Genomic DNA, 20,428 nt, shown 5'->3' on the forward strand with positions numbered 1-20,428 from the left:
CAAATAATGGCGCAACGCACCAAAAATACTTGATCTTTCCACTTGGATGAGCCATAATCTTTTCAACGGAAGCGGCGTCATGAAGTGGTTCCTTACTGATTGCTTGCCTTGGGCTTCTCCCGCTTGTCTCCTCCACCCTCCTCCTTTGGTGTGGATTTAGCGCGGCTCCAACGAGCCGCGCTTTTTTTTGCCGGTGATGCAAGGATCGCCGGGCCACAGATCTACGGTGCGTGAAAAGGAAACAGCGATTGACACGAGTTGCGGCTTTGCCCTAAGATGCTGGGCTTTCCGTTATCAGGCAAAAAGGACGGCGTTTTTGATGAAGACTTTCTCCGCCAAATCGCATGAAGTGAAGCGCGAGTGGCTTGTGGTGGACGCAACGGACAAGGTGCTCGGACGCCTTGCGACCGAGATTGCTCGCCGCTTGCGTGGTAAGCATAAGCCCGAATTCACTCCTCACGTTGATACAGGCGATTACATTGTCGTCACCAACGTCGAAAAGCTGCGCGTGACCGGCAACAAGGCCGAAGACAAAAAATACTATCGCCACTCGGGCTATCCGGGCGGAATTTACGAAACGAACTTCACCAAGATGCAGCAGCGTTTCCCCGGGCGCGTCCTGGAAAAGGCCGTCAAGGGCATGCTCCCGAAGGGACCGCTCGGTTACGCAATGATCAAGAAAATGAAGTGCTATGCGGGCGCAACCCACCCGCATGCGGCCCAGCAGCCGAAAACTCTGGAACTCTAAGGGATCACCATGGCTGAAAATTTATTCTATGGCACTGGTCGGCGGAAAAGCGCCGTGGCGCGCGTATTCATGAAGCGCGGCAGCGGCAATTTTGTCGTCAATGGCAAACCTGTCGATGAGTTCTTCACCCGCGTTACGGGGCGCATGATCGTCCGCCAGCCGCTCCAACTGGTCGAGCAACTGACGGGCTTCGACATCCTGGTCAATGTGGGCGGTGGCGGCGAATCCGGCCAGGCCGGCGCGGTACGGCATGGCATCACGCGGGCGCTGATCGAATACGATGCGTCTCTGAAACCGGTACTGTCCAAGGCAGGTTTTGTCACCCGCGACGCTCGTGAAGTCGAGCGCAAGAAGGTCGGTTTCCACAAGGCACGTCGTCGGAAGCAGTTCTCCAAGCGCTGATCGAATCCAGCCGAACGACAAAAGCCGCCCGAGGGCGGCTTTTGTTTTTTCAGAAGGTCGAGACTATCATTACTGGCTATCGCGGAGGCTCTCATGATCAGGATTGGAATCGTCGGCGGCACCGGCTACACGGGTGTCGAATTACTGCGCTTGCTTGCCCAGCATCCCGAGGTGCAGGTCGTGGCCATTACCTCTCGCGGCGACGCGGGGATCCCCGTTGCAACCATGTTTCCGAGCTTGCGGCGGCGAGTGAATCTGAAATTTGAAGATCCCGCAAAGGCCAATCTGAGAAACTGTGATCTGGTTTTTTTTGCCACGCCGAACGGTGTGGCGATGGAACAGGCGCCGGCCCTGCTCGACGCGGGAGTCCGCGTGATCGACCTGGCGGCTGATTTCCGCATCAAGAACGTGGCCGAGTGGGAGCGCTGGTACGGAATGCGGCATGCCAGCCCGGAATGGGTCGAAAAAGCGGTCTATGGACTGCCGGAATACCATCGTGCCGCCGTCCGTAACGCTCGCCTGGTCGCCAACCCCGGCTGTTATCCGACGGCGGTGCAACTGGGCTTCATGCCGCTGGTCGAGGCAGGCCTGGTCGAGACGGACCAGTTGATTGCCGACGCCAAGTCAGGCGTGTCGGGCGCTGGCCGCAAGGCGGAAATCGCCACCCTGTTCGCTGAAGCTGCCGACAATTTCAAGGCCTATGCGGTTTCCGGACACCGCCACCTGCCGGAGATTCAGCAAGGTCTGTCGACCATGGCCGGACACCCCGTAGGCCTGACCTTCGTACCGCATTTGACGCCGTTGATTCGCGGCATCCATGCGACCCTCTACGCGCGCATCAAGGGGGAAGCTGACTTCCAGCAACTGTTTGAGCAGTGCTACGGTGGCGAAGCCTTCGTCGATATCCTGCCGCCCGGATCGCATCCCGACACGCGTTCGGTGCGCGCCGCGAACGTCTGCCGTATTGCCGTGCATCGTCCTCAGGGAGGCAACGTTCTGGTGGTCCTTTCGGTCATCGACAACCTGGTGAAGGGCGCTGCCGGCCAAGCGGTGCAGAACATGAACATCATGTTCGGGCTGCCGGAAACAGAGGGCCTGGCGCAGTTGGCGGTGCTTCCCTGACGATCGAATCCCGCTTCAGCAGGGCGACAAAGCTGTTATGATTATTCGGTCGCCAGCCGCACAGGACACCGGCGAATGTAGGCCTCTCTGGAACTCCTGCCTGAGGCGGGGGTCGGATGAGGCCATAGAGATCAGATTCAGGAGGATTCACCCATGAATGCAGCGACAGAAATACCCTTGCCCTTTGTCTTTACCGAGAGCGCGGCCGGCAAGGTGAAGGAATTGATCGAGGAAGAAGGCAATCCGGACTTGAAGTTGCGCGTCTTTGTCACCGGTGGTGGCTGCTCGGGTTTTCAGTACGGGTTTACCTTTGACGAGGTTGCCAACGACGACGATACGGCGCTGCAGAAGGATGGCGTCACCCTGCTCGTCGACCCGATGAGCTACCAGTATCTGGTCGGCGCCGAAATCGACTACACCGAGGGCCTCGAGGGTTCGCAGTTCGTCATCAAGAACCCGAACGCCTCATCAACCTGCGGTTGCGGCTCGTCGTTCTCGGTCTAGCTTACCCAGCGGGCCAGCGGAGCAGCGTGCGCTGCTCCGCTGGCCCATGTTTATTGGCTCCTTCGACAAGCTCGTAGGTTGGGTTGGGCCGCAGGCCGTAACCCAACATGGCCGAACGAACACGCCCGAGTTGCGAGCGACAACCTCGGCCCGGCTGGCCTACTGCGGAAAGCCCGCCCGCAACTGCTCGACGATCCAGCGCGCCTCTGCCTCGCTCAGAAAGCGATGCCACGGCGGCATCGGCGTCCCCGGCCGACCACCGTAGATTGTGGCGACCATCGAGTCGACCGGCCTGTCACGTAGGGCGGCGGGCGTCAACGGGGGGCCGAGACCGCCCTGCAAGGTCATGCCGTGGCACGAGCCGCAGTCCTGACGGACGAGATGGACAAGCTCCCTCCGGCGCTCGGGCGAGGGCGCGGCAAGCTCCAGCACCGCCTGCGCATAAGCGGTTGTCGACCAGAGTAGCAGCGCGAAGACGAGGGGAAACGGCATGGAGCGGCAGTCAGTCAAGAAGTGATTGCAACGAGAGGCCGCATTCACCATTCACGCAGGTTGAGGAGCACATCGGGATTTCGGCATTCTATCCGAAGACCGGAGGACCTGTATTCGCCGACTCGCGCCTGGCCGCCTTTCGTCCGACCATGCGCTCGCAGCCTACTCGCTTGCCCAGTAGAAATAGAGGTCCCGGCGCCCGGCCTGCGTGACGCTGGTCACCTTGCTCAGCACGCGGCCCCGGAACTCGGCGTCGACCCGGTATTGTCCGGGTCGCAGCGTCGCGAAAAATAGCGGCCCAGGCGACTGCGCGGCCAGCACTTTCGCACCCGCCGCGTTGTAAACGCTCACCTTGACGTCGGCGACGTACGATCCACTGCCCTGCAATGCAAAAACCAGTTCCAGGTTATGCAGACGCCGCAGCATCTCGACTTCGATCGCATCATCCTCGCCGATTCCAGCGCTGACATGGATGATCTCCCCCACGGCCGTGAGCGCCGGCGGTGCTCCGAGCGCATGTCCCGTGCTCAGCAGCAGGATTCTGATGGCCAACGGTAACAGCCAGTGACGCCAGTTCATCTGTGCTCTCCTCTCTCTGAATTCTCGCCCATCAAGCGAACGGGTTCACCACAGGGTGCGCGTGTCGAGCCAGCTCACCCGCCCGGTCCTGCGCTTCACTTCGTTGTACATGTGCGCCGTTCCACCCGGCCCGTCGCCACCACCGCCATTCCACAGGCAAATGAAACGCACTTTGCTCACCCCCCAGGCGAGCGCGGTGTATAGCAGCCACAGATTGCAGCGCTCGAAGGCGTTCGCCTCTTCACCACTCGCGCTCCTGGGCAGGGCGCCGATTTCAATGGGCATGATCCACGGCGCCTCTTCGAGGGTGGCGAGCAGGTTGAAGTAGCGTTCGCGCCAGCGCTCGCCGTTGCTGGCGGGAAGGATCGAGCGCTCGATGAATTCCGGCTCGTCGAAGGGCAACATCGGCTGCAAGCGGACGCCGCGCGCCCGACACGCTTCGAGAAACAACATGTCCCCGCCGCTAGCCGCCTGCGCTAGCGCCAGATCCTCGGTACCGACGCCGAGCTGGTCGAGGGTTTGACCGATCTTCTCGGCCGCCAGGGCCTCGCGCTCGGCCGGAAAACGCGGCGGTACACGGCCTGCGGGGTCGATCATGTGCCCACTGAAGAGCAGCACCTGCCTCGGCTCGACAGGTGGCTTGCTGCGCGCGATCTCACGTTCGACAATGCCCAGAGCCACCGCCGTCTCGGCGGGGCGAAAGTCGATGTCCTGGAACAGGGTCAGCGTCAGGCGGCTCGATTCCAGCGCAAACCAGTCACGATTGGCCGCCGCCACCATATTGCCGTACTCCTTGCGCACGCTGTCGACCGGCTTGACCAGCAGGCACAGCTCGGCAAAACTGGCGCGCGCCCAGTAGTCCTTGCGGTTGCGCTCCTGCGCGGTCAGGCTGGCCCACTGCACGCCGCCGATCAGCCGCTCGATCACCGTCTGCTCGCTGTCGCCTGCGCAGTGCTGGCGCAGCACTTGCAGCGTCAGCGCGTTGATGCCTGCATAATGATGCGTTGGGTCGGCGACGAAGGCCCGGTAATAGGGATCGATCGCCTCGCCGAGAGCGGCGTCCTCGTCGCTGGCGGCCGCGTGCATCTGTGCCGGAGTCAGCTCCGCCTGCCGCCAGCGCGCCATCCAGTTGTCCTTCTCAACGCGGCCGGCCTGCGCCCAGCATTCGGCATCCTGCGGATAGTCATCGGTGAGCTGACGCACCCATTCACGCGCTTCTTCGAAGCGTCCCAGGCGACTGAGGCAGAGAGACTTCTTCTCGCGGCTAATCTTGTCGTCGCTGTCGATGTCGAGGGCCCGTTCGAACTGTTCAAGCGCCAGATCGTACTGCTTGAGCTTGAGCAAGGCGTTACCGGCGCAGCGCTTGGCTTCCACGTGCAAGGCCCGCATCGGCGTTTCGTCGGCGAGCAGCAGGATGTCGCCGGGCCGGTTTCTCTGCCGCGCGACTTCCATTCGGCTAGCCCAACTGGCATACGCGTCGGAGAACTCGTTGCGCTCGGCGAGTAGCAGGCGGCGCCATTCCGGCTGCTCGAGGTTGGGGATCAACTGAAAGACCGGACTCACCTTGCGCCGCGTCGAACTGGCCATGCTGGCGCGCACCATCTCGGTCATGGCGTGACGGTCCGCCGCCAGGGTCGCCGGGTCGGGCGCTCCGTCGCGCAGCGAGTAGTGCAGCTTGCGGTCGGTGTAGATGTCGAAGGGCTGGTTGGGCCGCGGTCCCCGCACCAGCACCACGCCGCGCGCGCGCAGCGCGTGGCGAACGCCCAGTTCGTACCAGACGTTGTTGAGGCCACTATCAAGTGCGCGCTTGCTCATCACTACCTCCTGCCGGTCGATGGTCAATCGAGGACTGCGGCTTCAGTCTAGCAAGCCTTGACTTGATCGCAAACTTTCCGATCTGGCCGTCCGGCCGCTGCGCTCGTCGCGTTCCGTAGGCTGGGGTGACGAAGGAACGCCAACGTAATCCCTGCCCTTCGCTGTTGGGCTGCGTTCCTCGCCCCAACCTTCGACCGCTCACCCCAAGCACGGGTCTTGTCGTCGAGGTCAATGACCGTCGCGATGCTGACGCTGTCAATGTCGGAGACGCGCCCTGCAAGCGCTGACCACACGACAGCGGCGAATCTGGGCGACAATGTCGGTAAACCAGGCGTTGCCGCTTACTTCCACGCCCCTCCATCGAGTCAGAAAACACGCAATGAACAAGACCCCTGTGGCGCTGCTGGCGACCCTGTTGCTCACCGTCGCGCTCGCCGCCTGTCAGGACAAGGCGGCATCACCAAGCAAGACGCCGACCACGAAACCGGCGCTGACCGTCACCGCCGCCACCCCGCAAGCGCTCGACTGGCCGCTGACGATCGCCGCCAGCGGTAATATCGCTGCCTGGCAGGAAGCGATCATCGGCCCTGAACTGAGCAATTACCGGATCACCGAAGTGCGTGCCAACGTCGGCGACCGGGTCAGGAAGGGCGACGTGCTGGCGCGCATCGCCAGCGATACGGTCGACAGCGAACTGGCTGAAACGCGCGCCACAGTGGCCGAAGCCGAGGCAACGCTGGCCGAGGCAGGCGCCAACAACGAGCGCGCCAGGCAATTACGCGACAAGGGCTTCTACAGCCCGCAGCAGGGGATTCAGAGCCAGACCGCCGCCGATACGGCGCTTGCCCGGCTGAACGCTGCCAGGGCACGCCTGCACTCGGCCGAGTTGCGGCGCGCCCGGGCCGTAGTCCTCGCGCCTGACGACGGCATCATCTCGGCGCGCAGCGCCACCGTCGGTTCGCTGACGCAGCCCGACCAGGAGCTTTTTCGCCTGATACGCGGTGGGCGGCTCGAATGGCGCGCCGAAGTCACCGCCGCCGAACTGGCGCACTTCAAACCCGGTCTGACCGCACGCCTGGAAACGCCTGACGGCGGCAGCGTCGCCGGCATCGTCCGTGCCGTTGCGCCGACCGTCGACCCGCAGACGCGCAACGGACTGATCTACGTAGACCTGACGCCGCAGGCCGCCCGGGCGCTCGCGGCCGGCATGTTCACCCGCGGCCGCTTCGAGCTGGCGCAGCGCCCGGCGCTGACCCTACCGCAGTCGGCGGTCCTGCTGCGCGAGGGCTTTGCCTACGTTTTCCGCCTCGACTCGGGCGGCGGCTCCGCCAGCGAGTCGGCCGGCAACACCCTGGCCAGGGTCGTGCAAACGAAGGTCGGCACTGGCCGCCGTAGCGGCGACCGAATCGAGATCACCAGCGGGCTCGACGCTGGCGCGCAGGTCGTCGCCAACGGCGGCGCATTTCTCGCCGACGGCGACACGGTACGCGTCATCGCTGCCGGCCGACAGCCATGAATGTCTCCTCGTGGTCGATCAGGAACCCGATTCCGTCGATTCTGCTCTTCGTCCTGCTCACCGTGCTCGGGCTGATGGCCTTCCGCGGAATGAAGATCCAGCAGTTCCCGGACGTCGACCTGCCGACGGTCACGGTCACTGCCAGCCTGCCCGGAGCTGCACCGGCGCAGATGGAAACCGAAGTGGCGCGCAAGATCGAGAACTCGGTCGCCACGCTGCAGGGTGTCAAGCACATCTATACCAAGGTGCAGGATGGCACGGCAACGGTCACCGTCGAATTCCGCCTCGAGAAGCCCAGCCAGGAGGCTGTCGACGACGTGCGCGATGCCGTTTCGCGCATCCGTTCCGATCTGCCGGGCGACCTCAAAGACCCGGTGATCGCCAGGGTCAGCCTCGCCGGAGCGCCGATCCTGACGTATACCGTCGCTTCCAGCCGGATGGACGGCGAAGCGCTCTCCTGGTTCGTCGACAACACCATCACCAAGGCCATTCTGAGTGTCCGCGGCGTCGGCGCCGTGTCGCGCGTCGGCGGGGTGAGCCGCGAAATCCGTATCGAGCTCGACCCGGCCCGCCTGCTCGCCTTGCGCACCACGGCCGCCGACGTTTCGCGCCAGTTGCGGCAAACGCAGCAGGAAGCTTCCGGCGGCCAGTCCGATATCGGCGGCGCCGAGCAGTCGGTGCGTACCATCGCCACGGTCGCGTCGGCCGAGGAACTCGGCGCGATGGAAATTGCGCTCACCGACGGCCGCCGGATTCGCCTGAACGAACTGGCGAAGGTCAGCGACACGGTCGCTGAGCAGCGCTCGGCAGCGCTCCTCAACGGTCAGCCGGTCGTCGGTTTCGAGATCGTCCGCGCGCGCGGCGCCGGAGAAGTCGAGGTCGCCGATGGCGTGCGCAGCAAACTGGAGCAACTCAAGCGCGAGCACTCCGACATCACGATCACCGAGGCCTTCAATTTCGTTGACCCGGTAGTGGACAATTTCGAGGGGTCGATGTGGCTGCTGATCGAGGGCGCCATCCTGGCGGTGATCGTCGTCTGGCTCTTCCTGCGCGACTGGCGGGCGACTTTCGTTTCCGCCACCGCGCTGCCGCTGTCGATCATCCCGACCTTTGCCGCCATGCATCTGATGGGTTTCACGCTCAACGTCGTCACCTTGCTTTCGATGTCGCTGGTCGTCGGCATCCTGGTCGACGACGCCATCGTCGAAATCGAGAACATCATGCGCCACCTGCGCATGGGCAAGACGCCCTATCAGGCGGCGATGGAAGCCGCCGACGAGATCGGAATGGCGGTCATCGCGACGACCTTCGCGCTGATCGCCGTCTTTCTGCCCACCGCTTTCATGAGCGGCGTGGCGGGCAAGTTTTTCGTCCACTTCGGGTGGACAGCGGCGATTGCCGTCTTCTTCTCACTCGTCGTCGCGCGCATGCTGACGCCGATGATGGCCGCCTATATCCTGCGACCACCAAAAACAACACCCGGCGAACCGCGCTGGCTGCGCATCTACACCGGCTGGGCCACCTGGTGTCTCAGGCACCGGCTGACGACGGCCCTCACCGCCGCCATATTCTTCTGTGGCTCATTCGCCCTGCTGCCGCTGCTGTCGACCGGCTTCGTGCCGCCGGACGACCTGTCGCAGACGCAGGTCTACCTGTCGCTGCAGCCCGGCAGCACTTTCCGGGAGACGCTCGCCACCGCCGAAGCAGCCCGGCGAATGGTCGAGAAGAATCCGTACGTGAGAATGGTCTACACCGCCATCGGCGGTGGCGCGACGGGCAGCGACCCGTTTGCCGCGCGTGGGGCCGCCGAGGTGCGCAAGGCGACACTGACCATCAACATGACGCCGCGTGGCGAACGCGGCGGGGTCAAGAAGCAGGAGGTAGAGCGGCAGTTGCGCGAGGCCCTGACGCTGCTGCCCGGCGCCCAGGTGAAAGTCGGCCTCGGCGGATCGAACGAGAAATACGTCCTCGTGCTGGCCAGCGAGAACGGCCCGCTGCTCGACGAACACGCCCGCACCGTCGAACGCGAATTGCGGACCATCCCCGGAGTCGGCGCGATCACCACGACCGCCAGCCTGGTTCGTCCAGAACTCGTCGTGCGGCCGAATTCTGCCGCCGCTGCCGACCTCGGCGTCACCACGGCAGCCATCGCCGACGTGCTGCGCATCGCCACTGCCGGCGACTACGAGCAGAGCCTGGCCAAGCTCAACCTCGCGCAGCGCCAGATCCCCATCGTCGTCAAGCTGCCGCCGGCAGCGCGCCAGGATCTCGGCCTGCTCGAACGCCTGACCGTCGCCGGCAAGAACGGCCCGGTGATGATCGGCAGCGTCGCCAGCCTGCGCCTCTCCGGCGGCCCGGCCGAGATCGACCGCTACGACCGCCTGCGCAACATCAATTTCGAAATCGAACTCAACGGACAGCCGCTGGGCGAAGTCGAAAAGAACACGCTCGCCCTGCCCAGCCTGAAAGACCTGCCGCCGGGGATCATGCAGAGCACGGTCGGCGACGCCGAGGCGATGGGCGAACTGTTCCAGAGCTTTGGTCTGGCGATGCTCACCGGAGTGCTCTGCATCTACATCGTGCTGGTCCTGCTGCTGAGGGATTTCGTCCAGCCGGCAACCATTCTCGCGGCCCTCGTCCTCTCGGTGCCGGGCGCTTTCCTGGCGCTCTTCGTCACCGGAACGGCGCTGTCGATGCCCTCGATGATCGGCCTGATCATGCTTATGGGGATCGCCACCAAGAACTCGATTCTGCTCGTCGACTACGTCATCCTGGCCCGCCGCGAACACGGCCTGGACCGCTGGAACGCCTTGCTCGACGCTTGCCGCAAGCGCGCCCGACCGATCATCATGACCACCGTCGCCATGGGCGCCGGAATGCTGCCGATCGCCATCGGCCTCGGCACCGACCCCAGCTTCCGCGCGCCGATGGCCATCGTCGTCATCGGCGGGTTGATCACCTCGACCTTCCTCAGCCTGCTGGTCATCCCGGTCGTCTTCACCTACGTCGACGACGCTGTCGGGCACCTGAAGAGGCTGCGCCCGAAGCGGCAGGGGTGATTGGCAAGCGGGTGGCCGCTCAGCCCCTTCAACAGCGTCGGGAGACCATCGATCCGGCGGGCGAGATCAGTCGCTCCAGGCACTTTTCTGCACGCGCCTTGACCGGCAGACCTGTTTTTTCTATCCTGCAAGCGTACACTGTGCTTAGCCACAACCGCTCCAGAAGCACTCACTCCCCGCACTCCACCCACATCGACAAGAGGATTATCATGATGGAAGAAAAGAGCACGCCCAAGAGGGCGACCGCTGCCAAGAAGACCGCAGCGAGCGCCGCGCCGACTGCCAGCGAGGCAAGCAAGACGCCGGCGGTCAAGAAAGCGCCACCGGCGGCCGCCGAGAAAAAAACGCCAGCCAGGAAAGCCGTCCAGACGCCGGAGATCGCAACCCAGCCGCCTCCTGCAGCCGAGACAGCAGCGGCGCCGGTCACCATCATCGCCGCGGCCACACCGGCCGAGACGGTCACGCCAGACCTGACACCAGCGCCGGCGAAGCCAAGTGCCGAGGAACGCTATCTAATGGTCCAGTCGGCAGCCTATTTCATCGCCGAAAGGAATGGTTTCCAGGGCTGTGATACGCATTACTGGGCGCTTGCCGAGCAGGAGATTGCCGCTCAACTCGGCGAAACGGCAGCCTAGCAACGTGCGGTCCGCTTTGCGGATCGTGCGCCACTGACAACGAGGACGAACGAATGCGCAAGCGACTGATCACCGACGTCAAGCAAGGTAGCCCACCGGCGCCTGCCGACTGGCTCGATATCGAGCAACTGGCGGAGGTGGAAATCACCTCCGAAGACCCCGCCTATCCCATCGAATCCGCTCTCTTGCCCGGTGAAGGCAGCGGATGGCGCGCCGCGGCGCCCGGCAAGCAGTCGATCCGGATCCTTTTTACGCAGCCGCAGCGGCTGCGTAAAATACGGATCAGCTTTTTCGAGACGTCCGTGCAGCGGACGCAGGAGTATCTGCTGCGCTGGTCTGCCGACGGCGGACAATCGTTTCGGGAGATCGTCCGACAGCAATGGAACTTCAGCCCGCAAGCGTCGACTTCCGAGACCGAAGAGCATCAAGTCGAGCTTGCCGGGGTCAAGGTGCTCGAGTTGATCATTACCCCGGACATCGGCAACGACGGCAACAACGACGCGGTCGCTTCTCTGGCCCAGCTTCGCGTCGCCTGATCGGGGCACGATGAGCGCGGCTGGCCGCGTTTTCGCCCGGCCGGCTGCAACCCTGTCTGTAAGGGCCGCAACTCGTGGCTCCGGCAGGAGGACGGGCTGATTCTGTGTCGCGGCGGAGAGCCACGTCGCATCACGAGTAGCTCTTGTAGAACGCCTCAGCGGTAAACTTCACAAACTCCTCCGTCTTCTGCTGACCGCGTGCAATGACCTGCCACGGCTCCAGTCGCGCTATCTCGGTCTGCAGCTCTCTCGCCGTCCTGGCGCTGCACCCGAGGATGTCTTGAACCGACGCCGCCGCAACGCCGTCGCACTGGAAGATGTACGCGAATTCCAGCAGTTCCTGAAAGTTGAAAAATTTCTGCTGGTAGTCATTGGGCGACTGGCTGGCAAAGAAGACCACGACGCCCTTGGAACGTCCCTCGCGGATTATGCGCTGGAGGAACATGTTCTTCTGGCTGAGGTAGTTGTGGGCCTCGTCGATGACCAGGATGGTTCGAATCGTCCGCCGGCCCTCCATCACGGGGCTATCGGGCAGAGTGGCCATCTCCTTGTAGAGCCGCTCGATGACGAGGTACGCCACCAGTTCCTTGAGGACGGGCATCGCGTGCACGTCGATCAGCATCGTTCGGTTGGCGACTCGGTCCATGGGTGCGCCTTCGCTGCCATGGCGCCAGAACAGATCGAAGTCGGACAGGTCGCGCAGGACCTCAATAAGACTGTCGTCCTTCTTGCCGTCCTCTTCGTACGCCGCTGCAGCGATTTCGAGAACGTCGGGGAAGTCCGGATAGGGCGTGGCCGAACCGGCCCGCTTGGCGTAGGCGGCCCGAATCGCCTCCGTCAGTGCGCCCTTCTGCACGACGCCAAGCTTGCTGCTGATCGACGCAAAGCTCTCGGCCTTCTCGCGCGCCGATACGTTGATCGTTTGCTCGTCGTACGCCGGCAGGATGAAAGGATTGATCGGCAGACTTTGCCCGCCTTGCAGCAAGCGGAAGGGCTGCACCCGCGCCAGTTCCAGAAACCTTGCGTTATCAACCACGTCTCCTTTGTAATCGAAGTAGACGAAGTTGATCTGGAAACTCGACTGTATACGGATGTCGGTCAGTATTTTCAGGAGAAACTGCGTCTTGCCGACGCCGGGCTTGCCCATGATGGCCAAGTGCGAATTGGCGTGTCTGGTTGTGTTGTTCAATTCCATGACCAGCTCGGTCCGCTGCAATAGAGTCCGTCCGATGAAGATATCGAGGCCACTGCCGAGTTGCTCGCGCCGGCCGGCGAATTCCACCTCATCCACCAGCCGTCGGATCAGGGCCTCGCCGCTGTCGCCGGTCTCGTGGAACATCTGCGCCAGCAGCGCAGCACCGCTGTCGACGTGGTTCTTGACGATCGATCGATTGGAGAAAAATTCATCCTCACTGAAATCCCGTTTGCCGTAGGTGTGAGCAATCAGCGTGCGTAGAAACACCTCATCTTCACCAACGAAGGTCGGCCGCTTCATTTCACCGCCGCTGAAGCTCGGGCTTTGCGCAACCCTCGATCCCTCCTTCACCAAAGACAGCGTGAAGGCGATCCGCGCCAGCGTGGCCTTTTCCAGTTTGGTCTGGAAACGGAGCGCGCTCAGTACTTCATCGGCCTCGCTTGAGGTGTAGAGACGGTCAGCCATGGTTTTTCTCCCAGAAGTAACCCTTGCGGAACGTCGTCAGCTCCTGTCTCTGGTCGAACTCCAGACAGCCGGCACCGCTCAGCCGTGGCTTCAGCGATCGGTAGTAGTTGGTGTCAATTTCCGTGTCGGTCGAAAGGATGACCACCTGCTCGCCAGCGTTGGGGAAATAGTGGTTCACGATGTTGTCGCGGTGCGTGCTGTCGAGGCGCGACAGGGGGGTATCGATGATGATCGGCAGTTTGAGTTCGCTGGTTTGCGCCAGTCCCCACAATAGGGACACGGCGAACACTTCCTTTTCGCCGGCCGCCATCGACGACTTGCGAATCTGGTGGCCGTTGCGGTCAGTGATTCGGACCTCGTAGGTCTTGTCGTCGATGGTAATGTCCTTGATCAGCCCGCTACGGCTGGAAAGCAGCCGGTACATCTCGAAGGTCTTTTCCTGGAGCAGATGCACCTTGTTCTTGCGCAGGCGGACGATGAACTGATTCAGCACACTGGCGATCGCGTCGCATTCTTCGATGAATTCTGCTTTCTCCTTCGAGATGTGGTGCTTCTCGTAGAGTTTCTCGATCTCCACCTCGATGTCGCGGATCTTCTTGCCGAGCGTCAAAATGTCTTCCTCGACCAGGCGCAGTTGCTCGGTCTTGCGCCCGATCTGCGTCGAGCAACCCTCCATCATGCCCTGTAGTTCGTCAAACAAGTCACGCTCAGTGGACGTCAGCGCACCGCCTTGACCAAAGCCCTCGAACTGTCGTTTCTGTACCTCCAGACCGCGCGCTTCGTCAAGCAAGGGTTTCAGGAGAAAGACGTCACTACCGTCCAGAGCCTCCATACGGTTCAACACGCGCGCCGCGTCGCGCTCAGAAAGGTCCAGCACCTTGGTGATATCCGATCCTGGATCGCCTTCCTTGAGCAGCCGAAAGATGCGCCGCTCCAGTTCGGCCATGCGCTCGGCGGACAGCTTCTCGGTGTAGATCGGTTCTGGCTCCTCGACGACGCGAACGATCCGCTTGGCGAGCGTGGCGGCATTCTCTTTGATGGCCTCGCCGCTGGCCAACTCGCGTTCAGCGTCGATCTGCCGTCGTATGCCATCGAACACCTTGCCGGCGATGCTGAACGGCAGCACCTTCTCGCATAGACCGCGAATCTCGCTCTCTACCTGCGCGAGCCGGTTGGCGGCTGATACGCGCTTTTTCTCCTGCTCGCGCATCGCTTCCCGCGATTCCGGAGCGGCGTGGAAACTTGCCTCGAAGCGTTTCCTGGCTTCGTCCAACTGCCCCTTGAAGCCCTCCAGCTCCAAGCGCAGAGACTCCCGTTCCTGAACTTTTCGCGCCAGCTTGCTCTTCTCGCGCTTCAGTTCGCTTTGCTTGAACTCCAGATCCTCGTCGGAAATCTCGACAAAGCCTTTGCGTTCCTCCTGCTTGATGTAAATGATATCGCTGGCTAGGCGGTTGATGTACTGAATACCCAGCGCCGCTTCCAGCGAGGATTTCAGGCGCACTTCCGAATGGTCGTCCGCCGCAATCTCCTGAATCTTTTCGCCGTCGAAGAAGAAGAATTGCGTGATTCCCGGCGGAATCGCGGCGCGGATGAAGTCCTGCCAAATCTCCTGATTCTGCACAGACACCCGCTTGCCGTCGCGCACCACCACCAGCCGCTCGGTCAGGTCGCGCGGCCGGGGCTCGCTGATCGCGCCAGCCGTCCACGATCGCTTGACGACCAGTTCCGAGCCGTCGTCCATTTCGATGACGATCTCGAAGGCCACGTTGGCATTGCCCTTGGCTTTCTCGCGCCGGTTGATGTGGCGGAAAATGTCGTCGGCCTTGCCGCCATAAAGGCAGTAAGTCACGGCTTCCATGATCGAGGTCTTGCCCGCGCCGTTCATGCCGCCAATCAGGAAGATGCTGCGGCCGTCCTCGCCCATGGGAAAGACGATCTCGGTCGGAAACTGAAAGGACTTGTAGTTCTCGATGGTCAGCTTGCGGAACTTCATTGCGCGTTCTCTTTGACGAACCGATCGATGTCTGGCCTGTCACTCATGCTGGCCGCTGGCCGCCCGCCACTGCGTGCTGGGGTGCTCTTGAGAATCTCTCGCAGCGCGTCGTACACGCCCGTGCGCCGATCCTTGAACTCGTATTCGCGCACGGCATCGAGCAGTTTCAGGACCTTGTCCGGGCTGACGCCGTGCTGGTCGCACAGATCCGCCAACAGCCGAGAGTCCTCCAGGGTCATCTTCATGATTTCTTCCTGTCGTTCGTCAATTGCTTCGTCATCCGATCGAAGTCGCTGCCGATGCGCCCCTGTTCCTCGATCCGTCGCTGGTGATACAACTCGTATTCCTTTTCCGCGCGCTGCTGGGCCATCTCATGCGAGATCTTCCCGGCATGGGTCAGGATGTCGCGGTCGTTGATGTTCAGGAAGGCATCGAGCTTCCTGATCCAGTCTCGCATGTGCATAACGATGCGCCGCATGGCCTGGCCCTCGGCGAAGATCAGGTACTGCTCCGCCAGGTTGTTCAAGGCCCGCAGTTCGTCTTCGGCCAGATAGTTCTTGGCGATGCCGACATCCTGCTTGCGCACCTTGGCACCGCGCCAGGTGGTCAGTCCCATATTCGGCTTTTCGGCATCGGCCCGCGCATGGACGATCTCGGCGGCAGTCTGGCCGGTGATCGCCCAATGCATTTTGTTCTGCACGGTCTTGAAGAAGGTGAGGCTGATCTCCAGCGTCGGGTCATAGTCGACGCTGGTCGCATAGATGTCGGTGATCTTCTGGTAAAAGCGCCGCTCCGAAGTGCGGATGTCCTGGATGCGGCGGGTCAGCTCTTCGAAGTAATCGAAGGGTTGCTGCGGGTTCTTCAGCCGCTCGTCGTCCAGCGTAAAGCCCTTGACGATGTATTCCTTGAGGCGCTGCGTGGCCCAGATGCGGAAGCGCGTGGCGACGTGGCTTTTCACCCGGTAGCCGACCGAGATGATCATGTCGAGGTTGTAGTGATCGACCAGGCGCTTGACCTCGCGCCCGCCCTCGGAGCGAACCAACAAGTATTTCTTGTGGGTTGCCTCCGGCGGCAGTTCGCCTTCCTCGTAGATGTGCTGAATGTGCAGGCTGACGTTCTGCTGGCTGGTCTGGAACAGCTCGGCCAGTTGTGCCTGAGGCAACCAGAGGGTTTCATCTTCCAGCCGCACGTCGATCTTGAGCTTGCCGTCTTCCGCCTCGTAAACCAGAAACTGGCCGCCGCGCTCGATCCCGTCGCTCTGGTTGGTTGGCTTCTGACTCATGGCTTGACGGCCGCTTCAATGAGTTGTTCGACGCGGGTCTTGGCTTCTTCGAGAAGGCGACGAGATTCGCGTTCTGCCATAGCCGCTTTATCGTGGAGGTCGCGAACTTCCCGCTGAAATCCAGTTGGCGCGGCCCAAACAAGGAACCTTCGGATGTCTGAGGGGTAAAGCTCAAGTTGCCCCGATGTGCCGCGCTGATGCATTTCGACCTGCATCTGCCCTGCTGCGCTGTTGAGATAAAGGGACAGGAAGACCGGGTCCAGGCTTGCGGATCGGATGATGGTGACGTGGTTGTCGGGAACCGCCAACTTGTCGCCAAGATACGGCGCGGCGCGCCCAAGAGTTCCTCGTCCGGTGCCGTTCAAGAGGGTATCACCGAAGCGAATCTGCAAATTAGCGTCCGGATTTGCCAATGCAAAGCGATTGTCCTCTTCAATCACGCGGTTCTGCTGAACGTGTTTCGAGTTGATGACAGGGAGCCCCGTCGTTACGTAGGCGGGTTGTCTACCTCGCTGGCAGAAGTCAAGGTGTCCGGAAAGAGGCGACAGAGCCAAGCCTGCCGGCAATCCACCTCTGAACGCCCGAAATGCAGGGAAGTAGTGTTCGGCGTCCAAACGTCGAGACTCTTCAACCTCGCTCAACTGCGCGGTGTAGCCCACTGGTTTGTGAAGAGCCAGCTTATCCAGGCCAAGCGCGGCTTCAATCATGTGCCGCGCTGAAGAAGAGGCCGCGACACTGGCACGCAAGGCACGGTAGTAACGCCGAACCATGTCGCCAACGATTTCTTGCACTTGGCGTTCGGGGACATATACCTTGATTTTGCGCGTACGTTCCAGGGTCAACTGGTATTGAATCGTCAGTTCACGCTCTCGCATCAACTGATCGAAACCGTGCCGGGATCTGAGAAAGGCAATCAGGTAGTACGGGTCGATGACGCTTTGGTCAATTTGCGACATTCCGAGTACCGTGCGAGTCATTGCAGAAGGCGGCATGTCCTCGGCCAGAAGTGCTGCATAGCAGGGCGTGCCAACCTTACTAATCACGACATCACCGGCATGCAGGCTGCGAATCGTTGAATGTTCATCCGCGAAAGATGCAGGAAGCCGGGCGAACGGTTGATCCGGTGAAATGAGAGGAAAATCGACGATGTCCACACAGCGAAGGAATGGCACTCCATCCGATGCGTAGAGATGCGTTGCGGCTGGATAGAAGGCGCTGCATGAAAACTGCCCGAGCTTTCGCAGCGGGAGTGTCGGCACGGCACACAGATCTGCTTCCACTCGTGTATGACTCGGCAAGAAATACTCCGGATCAGAGCGCGAGTGGCTATAGAGTTCGCTGGTCATCGCGGTCATGCAGATGGCCATTATTGCTGCCCCCAGAAATTGAACTTCTGCTCCTGAGCGAAGCGCACAAACGCCTCCGCCACGCAGAGCTGATCGTCGGAAATTCCGGCCGCGTCGGCCAGGTCGGCGGCGCGCAAGTCGTAGTTGACCAAATCCTGATCGATGACGAGTTGCCCTTCCTGCGGGTGACCATCGGGGAATTCGACGAGGCTGCCTTGCTCATCGAGCGTGTACTTGTAGTCGCCGGAGTTGTCCTTACCGCCGCGCTCGCTGACCGCCATGAAAATCGGGTAATCGAGTTGCTTGGCCACTTCGGCGGCGATCCAGCGCTCCTTGAGCGTGCCGATCAGTTCCTCGTCGGCCAGCACCAGCTCCAGCTTGCCGCGATTGCTGAGCAGCTTCAGATCGATCTCGGCCCGTGGAATCTGCTTTTCGAGCGCCTTGATTTCGGCCTTGATCACTTTCTGCTGATCTTTCTGTGTGTTTTTGAGCTTCTGCACGCTGACCTTGTAGGCCAGCCGGACCTCCTGAAGCTGCAAGCGCAGTGCGCTCTTCACCCCCGTCCATTGCGTGGTCAGTGCTTCGATTTCCTGGGTTTGTTTCTGCGTCAGCGCTTCGGCATCGCTGTCGAGGTCCATCAGCTTCTGTTTGGCGCTCAGCAGCGCGGCTTTGAGGCTGCGCAGCTTTTCTTCGGCCGCCGCCAGGCGGTCCTCGGCAGGGGATGCCTTCTCGCTTCCTTCATCGCTCTCTTCCTCGCCGTTGGCCGTAGCTTCGTCCGATTCAGCCTCGCTGAAGTTTTCGGCGATGAGGTCGGCGACGGCCTCGGGGATGGCGTCATCCGGAACGTCGTCGTCGCCGTCATGGGCCGCCAGCAGCCGGGCTTTCTTGAGAATCCATTCGCGGATGAAGGCCAGCGAGGAGTTGTTGAACTTGCCCTGCGGCAACACGATGGCGGCACGGCCGCCGGGCTTGAGCATCTTCAGGATGCGCTCGATGAAGAGCACGTCGCGCTCTTCCTTCGCTGCCTTGTCGTCGCCGGCGCGCCTGATGGCCCGCTTGGCCAGCTCGTAGTGTGCGAGCATCTTGCGGTCCTTCATTTCTCCCGCAAAAGGAGGATTGGCGAGGATCACGTCGAATCTCAGTTCATCGAAATACTCCCAGGCCTTGTCGTCGTCCTTGAGCGTTTCGCCTTCGGGGATCTTCTTCGCTGTCAGCCTGGCTTGCCGCAGCCCGGACATCAGCGCCTGACCGGAGGCGTTTTCGTACCAGGTACGCGGATCGAGGCTGCTGACATCCGGGCCGAAGATGTTGGTGTGGCCATCGCCGGCAATGAGCATCAGCGCGCGTGAAGTCTTGGCCGCCCGTTGCTCGAAGTCGATTCCCCAAAGATATTTGGCCGCATAGCGGTGTTTGCGCAGCTCGCGCTGCTCGTTGTCGTTGGCGGGGTAGCACCAGTCCATGGCGTGCAGCAGGAATCCGCCCGAACCACAGGCCGGGTCCATGACATACTCGCTGCGTTTCGGGTTGAGCATGCGTACGCACATCTCGACCACCTGGCGCGGCGTGAAAAACTGCCCTTTCTTCTTCTTCGCCTCGGTCGGCAGCAGGTATTCGAAAGCGTCATCCATGATGCGCAAGTTCGAGCCCATCAGGCGCACGCCCTCGATCGGGCCGACGCATACCTGCAGGTGCCGCTTGGCCAGCTCGATGTCCTCGCCTTCCTTGAAAATCCCCGGCCACTCTTCGCAGGCTTTGTGGAAAAGGTTATTGATGCGGTCGTAGGTAATTTCAGGATCAAGGGCCTTGCGGAACTCGACGACCTTGTTCGGCCGGTTCTCCAGAGCCTGTTTCTCGTCCCAGATCTTGGCGAAGATCAGCTTGAAGATTTCGTTGAACTCGTCCTTGCCGCTATCCGCCAGCACCAGCTCTTCGAGGCCCTGAATGATCTTCTTGAAGTTGAAGTTCTTGCCCAGTTGCAGGAGCGTCTTGCTGGCTTCGAGTACATCCCTGGGCGCTTCGTCGCGCCTCGGGATGTCGAACAGGGTGTCGTCGAACTGCCCTGGGTAGGGCCGGTAAAGGATGACCCGGTCATCACCGTTGGACCACACCGCTACCGGCGCGCCCTTGGCGTTCATGTAACTCCTGAGCTGCTCAATGCCGTCCCGGCGGTTGGGCCGCTTGCACTCGACGATGATCTTTGGTGTCACTTTGGTCGAGTCGGAGTAGACGATGATGTCCGCCGCCTTGGTGCCTACTTCGGTGCCGAACTGCACCCCTTTTTCCAGATCGATTTCGTTGGCCCGGTAGCCGTACTGGTGGATCAGTTTGTAGACCCATAGCTGGCGGACGATCTCTTCGGGTGCTGACTTGCCCCCTTCAGCATAGACCTGCACCTCTTCATTGCCCGTCGAAAACGGGATGAGGCTCTTCAGGTAGTACTTGGTTTTCCCTGCATCCTTGCCGGTGGCTACCACCTTGGGATAGATCGTGAGGACTTCGTGGATGGGTTTGCCGAGGTTTTCGAACTCGGTGAGCTCGAACTTGATGCCGGGCTCCTTGAAGATGCGGTCGATCAGTTCTTTGGTGTTCATGCGGCTTTCTGATGGCTCGTGGCGATTTCTTCTTGATGGGTGTTGGCGGCTTCGTGGCTTGCGAGCGGGTATCATTTCGGCCATGGCGACCCCCTTTCGCCCGTACTGCGCTGGTCAACCGTGTTCCGCGACAGGCGTAATGTACCGG

Annotated in this window: 17 protein-coding genes; 8 read left to right on the forward strand and 9 right to left on the reverse strand. The window is 61.6% G+C overall.

Annotated features, from left to right (window positions below; translation table 11 throughout):
- The first annotated feature begins 319 nt into the window (after nucleotides 1-319).
- The 4 genes from rplM (at nucleotide 320) to erpA (ending at nucleotide 2,776) form a co-directional block, all read left to right on the forward strand.
- A complete protein-coding gene (rplM, locus tag ACCAA_RS02030) occupies nucleotides 320-748 on the forward strand; it encodes a 50S ribosomal protein L13 (RefSeq protein ID WP_186405581.1) in 429 nt (142 codons plus the stop codon).
- A gap of 9 nt (nucleotides 749-757) precedes the next feature.
- A complete protein-coding gene (gene rpsI / locus ACCAA_RS02035; protein WP_186405582.1) occupies nucleotides 758-1,150 on the forward strand; it encodes a 30S ribosomal protein S9 in 393 nt (130 codons plus the stop codon).
- A 93-nt stretch (nucleotides 1,151-1,243) separates the two neighbouring features.
- A complete protein-coding gene (gene argC / locus ACCAA_RS02040; RefSeq protein WP_186405583.1) occupies nucleotides 1,244-2,272 on the forward strand; it encodes an N-acetyl-gamma-glutamyl-phosphate reductase in 1,029 nt (342 codons plus the stop codon).
- A 153-nt stretch (nucleotides 2,273-2,425) separates the two neighbouring features.
- Nucleotides 2,426-2,776 carry an iron-sulfur cluster insertion protein ErpA gene (gene erpA, locus ACCAA_RS02045; protein WP_186405584.1) on the forward strand — a complete coding sequence of 117 codons (351 nt, stop codon included), beginning with the start codon at nucleotides 2,426-2,428 and terminating at the stop codon, nucleotides 2,774-2,776.
- Between the two features lie 159 nt (nucleotides 2,777-2,935).
- On the opposite strand, the gene ACCAA_RS02050 is transcribed toward erpA, so the two are convergent.
- The 3 genes from ACCAA_RS02050 to ACCAA_RS02060 all read right to left on the reverse strand — a co-directional run bounded on the left by ACCAA_RS02050 (nucleotide 2,936) and on the right by ACCAA_RS02060 (nucleotide 5,662).
- Nucleotides 2,936-3,268, reverse strand: coding sequence for a c-type cytochrome (locus ACCAA_RS02050; RefSeq protein ID WP_186405585.1), 333 nt, complete (start codon nucleotides 3,266-3,268; stop codon nucleotides 2,936-2,938).
- Between the two features lie 162 nt (nucleotides 3,269-3,430).
- Complete coding sequence (locus ACCAA_RS02055; protein WP_186405586.1) at nucleotides 3,431-3,847, reverse strand: hypothetical protein; 417 nt, start codon at nucleotides 3,845-3,847, stop codon at nucleotides 3,431-3,433.
- Nucleotides 3,848-3,892: 45 nt separating this feature from the next.
- On the reverse strand, nucleotides 3,893-5,662 hold the full coding sequence (locus tag ACCAA_RS02060) for a TRAFs-binding domain-containing protein (RefSeq protein WP_245754388.1): 1,770 nt from the start codon (nucleotides 5,660-5,662) through the stop codon (nucleotides 3,893-3,895).
- 379 nt (nucleotides 5,663-6,041) lie between these two features.
- On the opposite strand from ACCAA_RS02060, the gene ACCAA_RS02065 reads away from it, so the two are divergent.
- The 4 genes from ACCAA_RS02065 to ACCAA_RS02080 all read left to right on the forward strand — a co-directional run bounded on the left by ACCAA_RS02065 (nucleotide 6,042) and on the right by ACCAA_RS02080 (nucleotide 11,408).
- A complete protein-coding gene (locus tag ACCAA_RS02065) occupies nucleotides 6,042-7,178 on the forward strand; it encodes an efflux RND transporter periplasmic adaptor subunit (RefSeq protein ID WP_186405587.1) in 1,137 nt (378 codons plus the stop codon).
- The gene (locus tag ACCAA_RS02070; RefSeq protein WP_186405588.1) at nucleotides 7,175-10,237 is read left to right on the forward strand and encodes an efflux RND transporter permease subunit; all 3,063 of its coding nucleotides are present in this window, start codon (nucleotides 7,175-7,177) and stop codon (nucleotides 10,235-10,237) included. The genes ACCAA_RS02065 and ACCAA_RS02070 overlap by 4 nt, the downstream gene beginning before the upstream one ends.
- 209 nt (nucleotides 10,238-10,446) lie before the next feature.
- Entirely contained in the window at nucleotides 10,447-10,872 is a 426-nt protein-coding gene (locus tag ACCAA_RS02075; RefSeq protein WP_245754389.1) for a DUF2934 domain-containing protein, read from the forward strand.
- A 53-nt stretch (nucleotides 10,873-10,925) separates the two neighbouring features.
- On the forward strand, nucleotides 10,926-11,408 hold the full coding sequence (locus ACCAA_RS02080; RefSeq protein ID WP_186405589.1) for a carbohydrate-binding protein: 483 nt from the start codon (nucleotides 10,926-10,928) through the stop codon (nucleotides 11,406-11,408).
- A 130-nt stretch (nucleotides 11,409-11,538) separates the two neighbouring features.
- Here ACCAA_RS02080 and ACCAA_RS02085 read toward each other — a convergent pair whose 3' ends face one another.
- From ACCAA_RS02085 to ACCAA_RS02110, 6 genes are read right to left on the reverse strand one after another with little or no spacing between them, the layout of a single operon-like run.
- On the reverse strand, nucleotides 11,539-13,068 hold the full coding sequence (locus tag ACCAA_RS02085; RefSeq protein ID WP_186405590.1) for a DndE family protein: 1,530 nt from the start codon (nucleotides 13,066-13,068) through the stop codon (nucleotides 11,539-11,541).
- Nucleotides 13,061-15,061: a DNA sulfur modification protein DndD gene (gene dndD / locus ACCAA_RS02090; protein ID WP_186405591.1), complete on the reverse strand. Its 2,001-nt coding sequence runs from the start codon at nucleotides 15,059-15,061 to the stop codon at nucleotides 13,061-13,063. The genes ACCAA_RS02085 and dndD overlap by 8 nt, the downstream gene beginning before the upstream one ends.
- A complete protein-coding gene (locus ACCAA_RS02095; RefSeq protein WP_186405601.1) occupies nucleotides 15,058-15,306 on the reverse strand; it encodes a DNA modification system-associated small protein in 249 nt (82 codons plus the stop codon). Before ACCAA_RS02095 ends, dndD begins: the two co-directional genes overlap by 4 nt.
- The gene (locus tag ACCAA_RS02100) at nucleotides 15,303-16,343 is read right to left on the reverse strand and encodes a virulence RhuM family protein (protein WP_186405592.1); all 1,041 of its coding nucleotides are present in this window, start codon (nucleotides 16,341-16,343) and stop codon (nucleotides 15,303-15,305) included. The genes ACCAA_RS02095 and ACCAA_RS02100 overlap by 4 nt, the downstream gene beginning before the upstream one ends.
- On the reverse strand, nucleotides 16,340-17,698 hold the full coding sequence (locus ACCAA_RS02105) for a restriction endonuclease subunit S domain-containing protein (RefSeq protein WP_186405593.1): 1,359 nt from the start codon (nucleotides 17,696-17,698) through the stop codon (nucleotides 16,340-16,342). The genes ACCAA_RS02100 and ACCAA_RS02105 overlap by 4 nt, the downstream gene beginning before the upstream one ends.
- An 11-nt stretch (nucleotides 17,699-17,709) precedes the next feature.
- A complete protein-coding gene (locus tag ACCAA_RS02110; protein WP_186405594.1) occupies nucleotides 17,710-20,280 on the reverse strand; it encodes an N-6 DNA methylase in 2,571 nt (856 codons plus the stop codon).
- Nucleotides 20,281-20,428 lie beyond the last annotated feature (148 nt).

It is taken from the genome of Candidatus Accumulibacter aalborgensis (assembly GCF_900089955.1).
Classification (GTDB): Bacteria; Pseudomonadota; Gammaproteobacteria; order Burkholderiales; family Rhodocyclaceae; genus Accumulibacter; species Accumulibacter aalborgensis.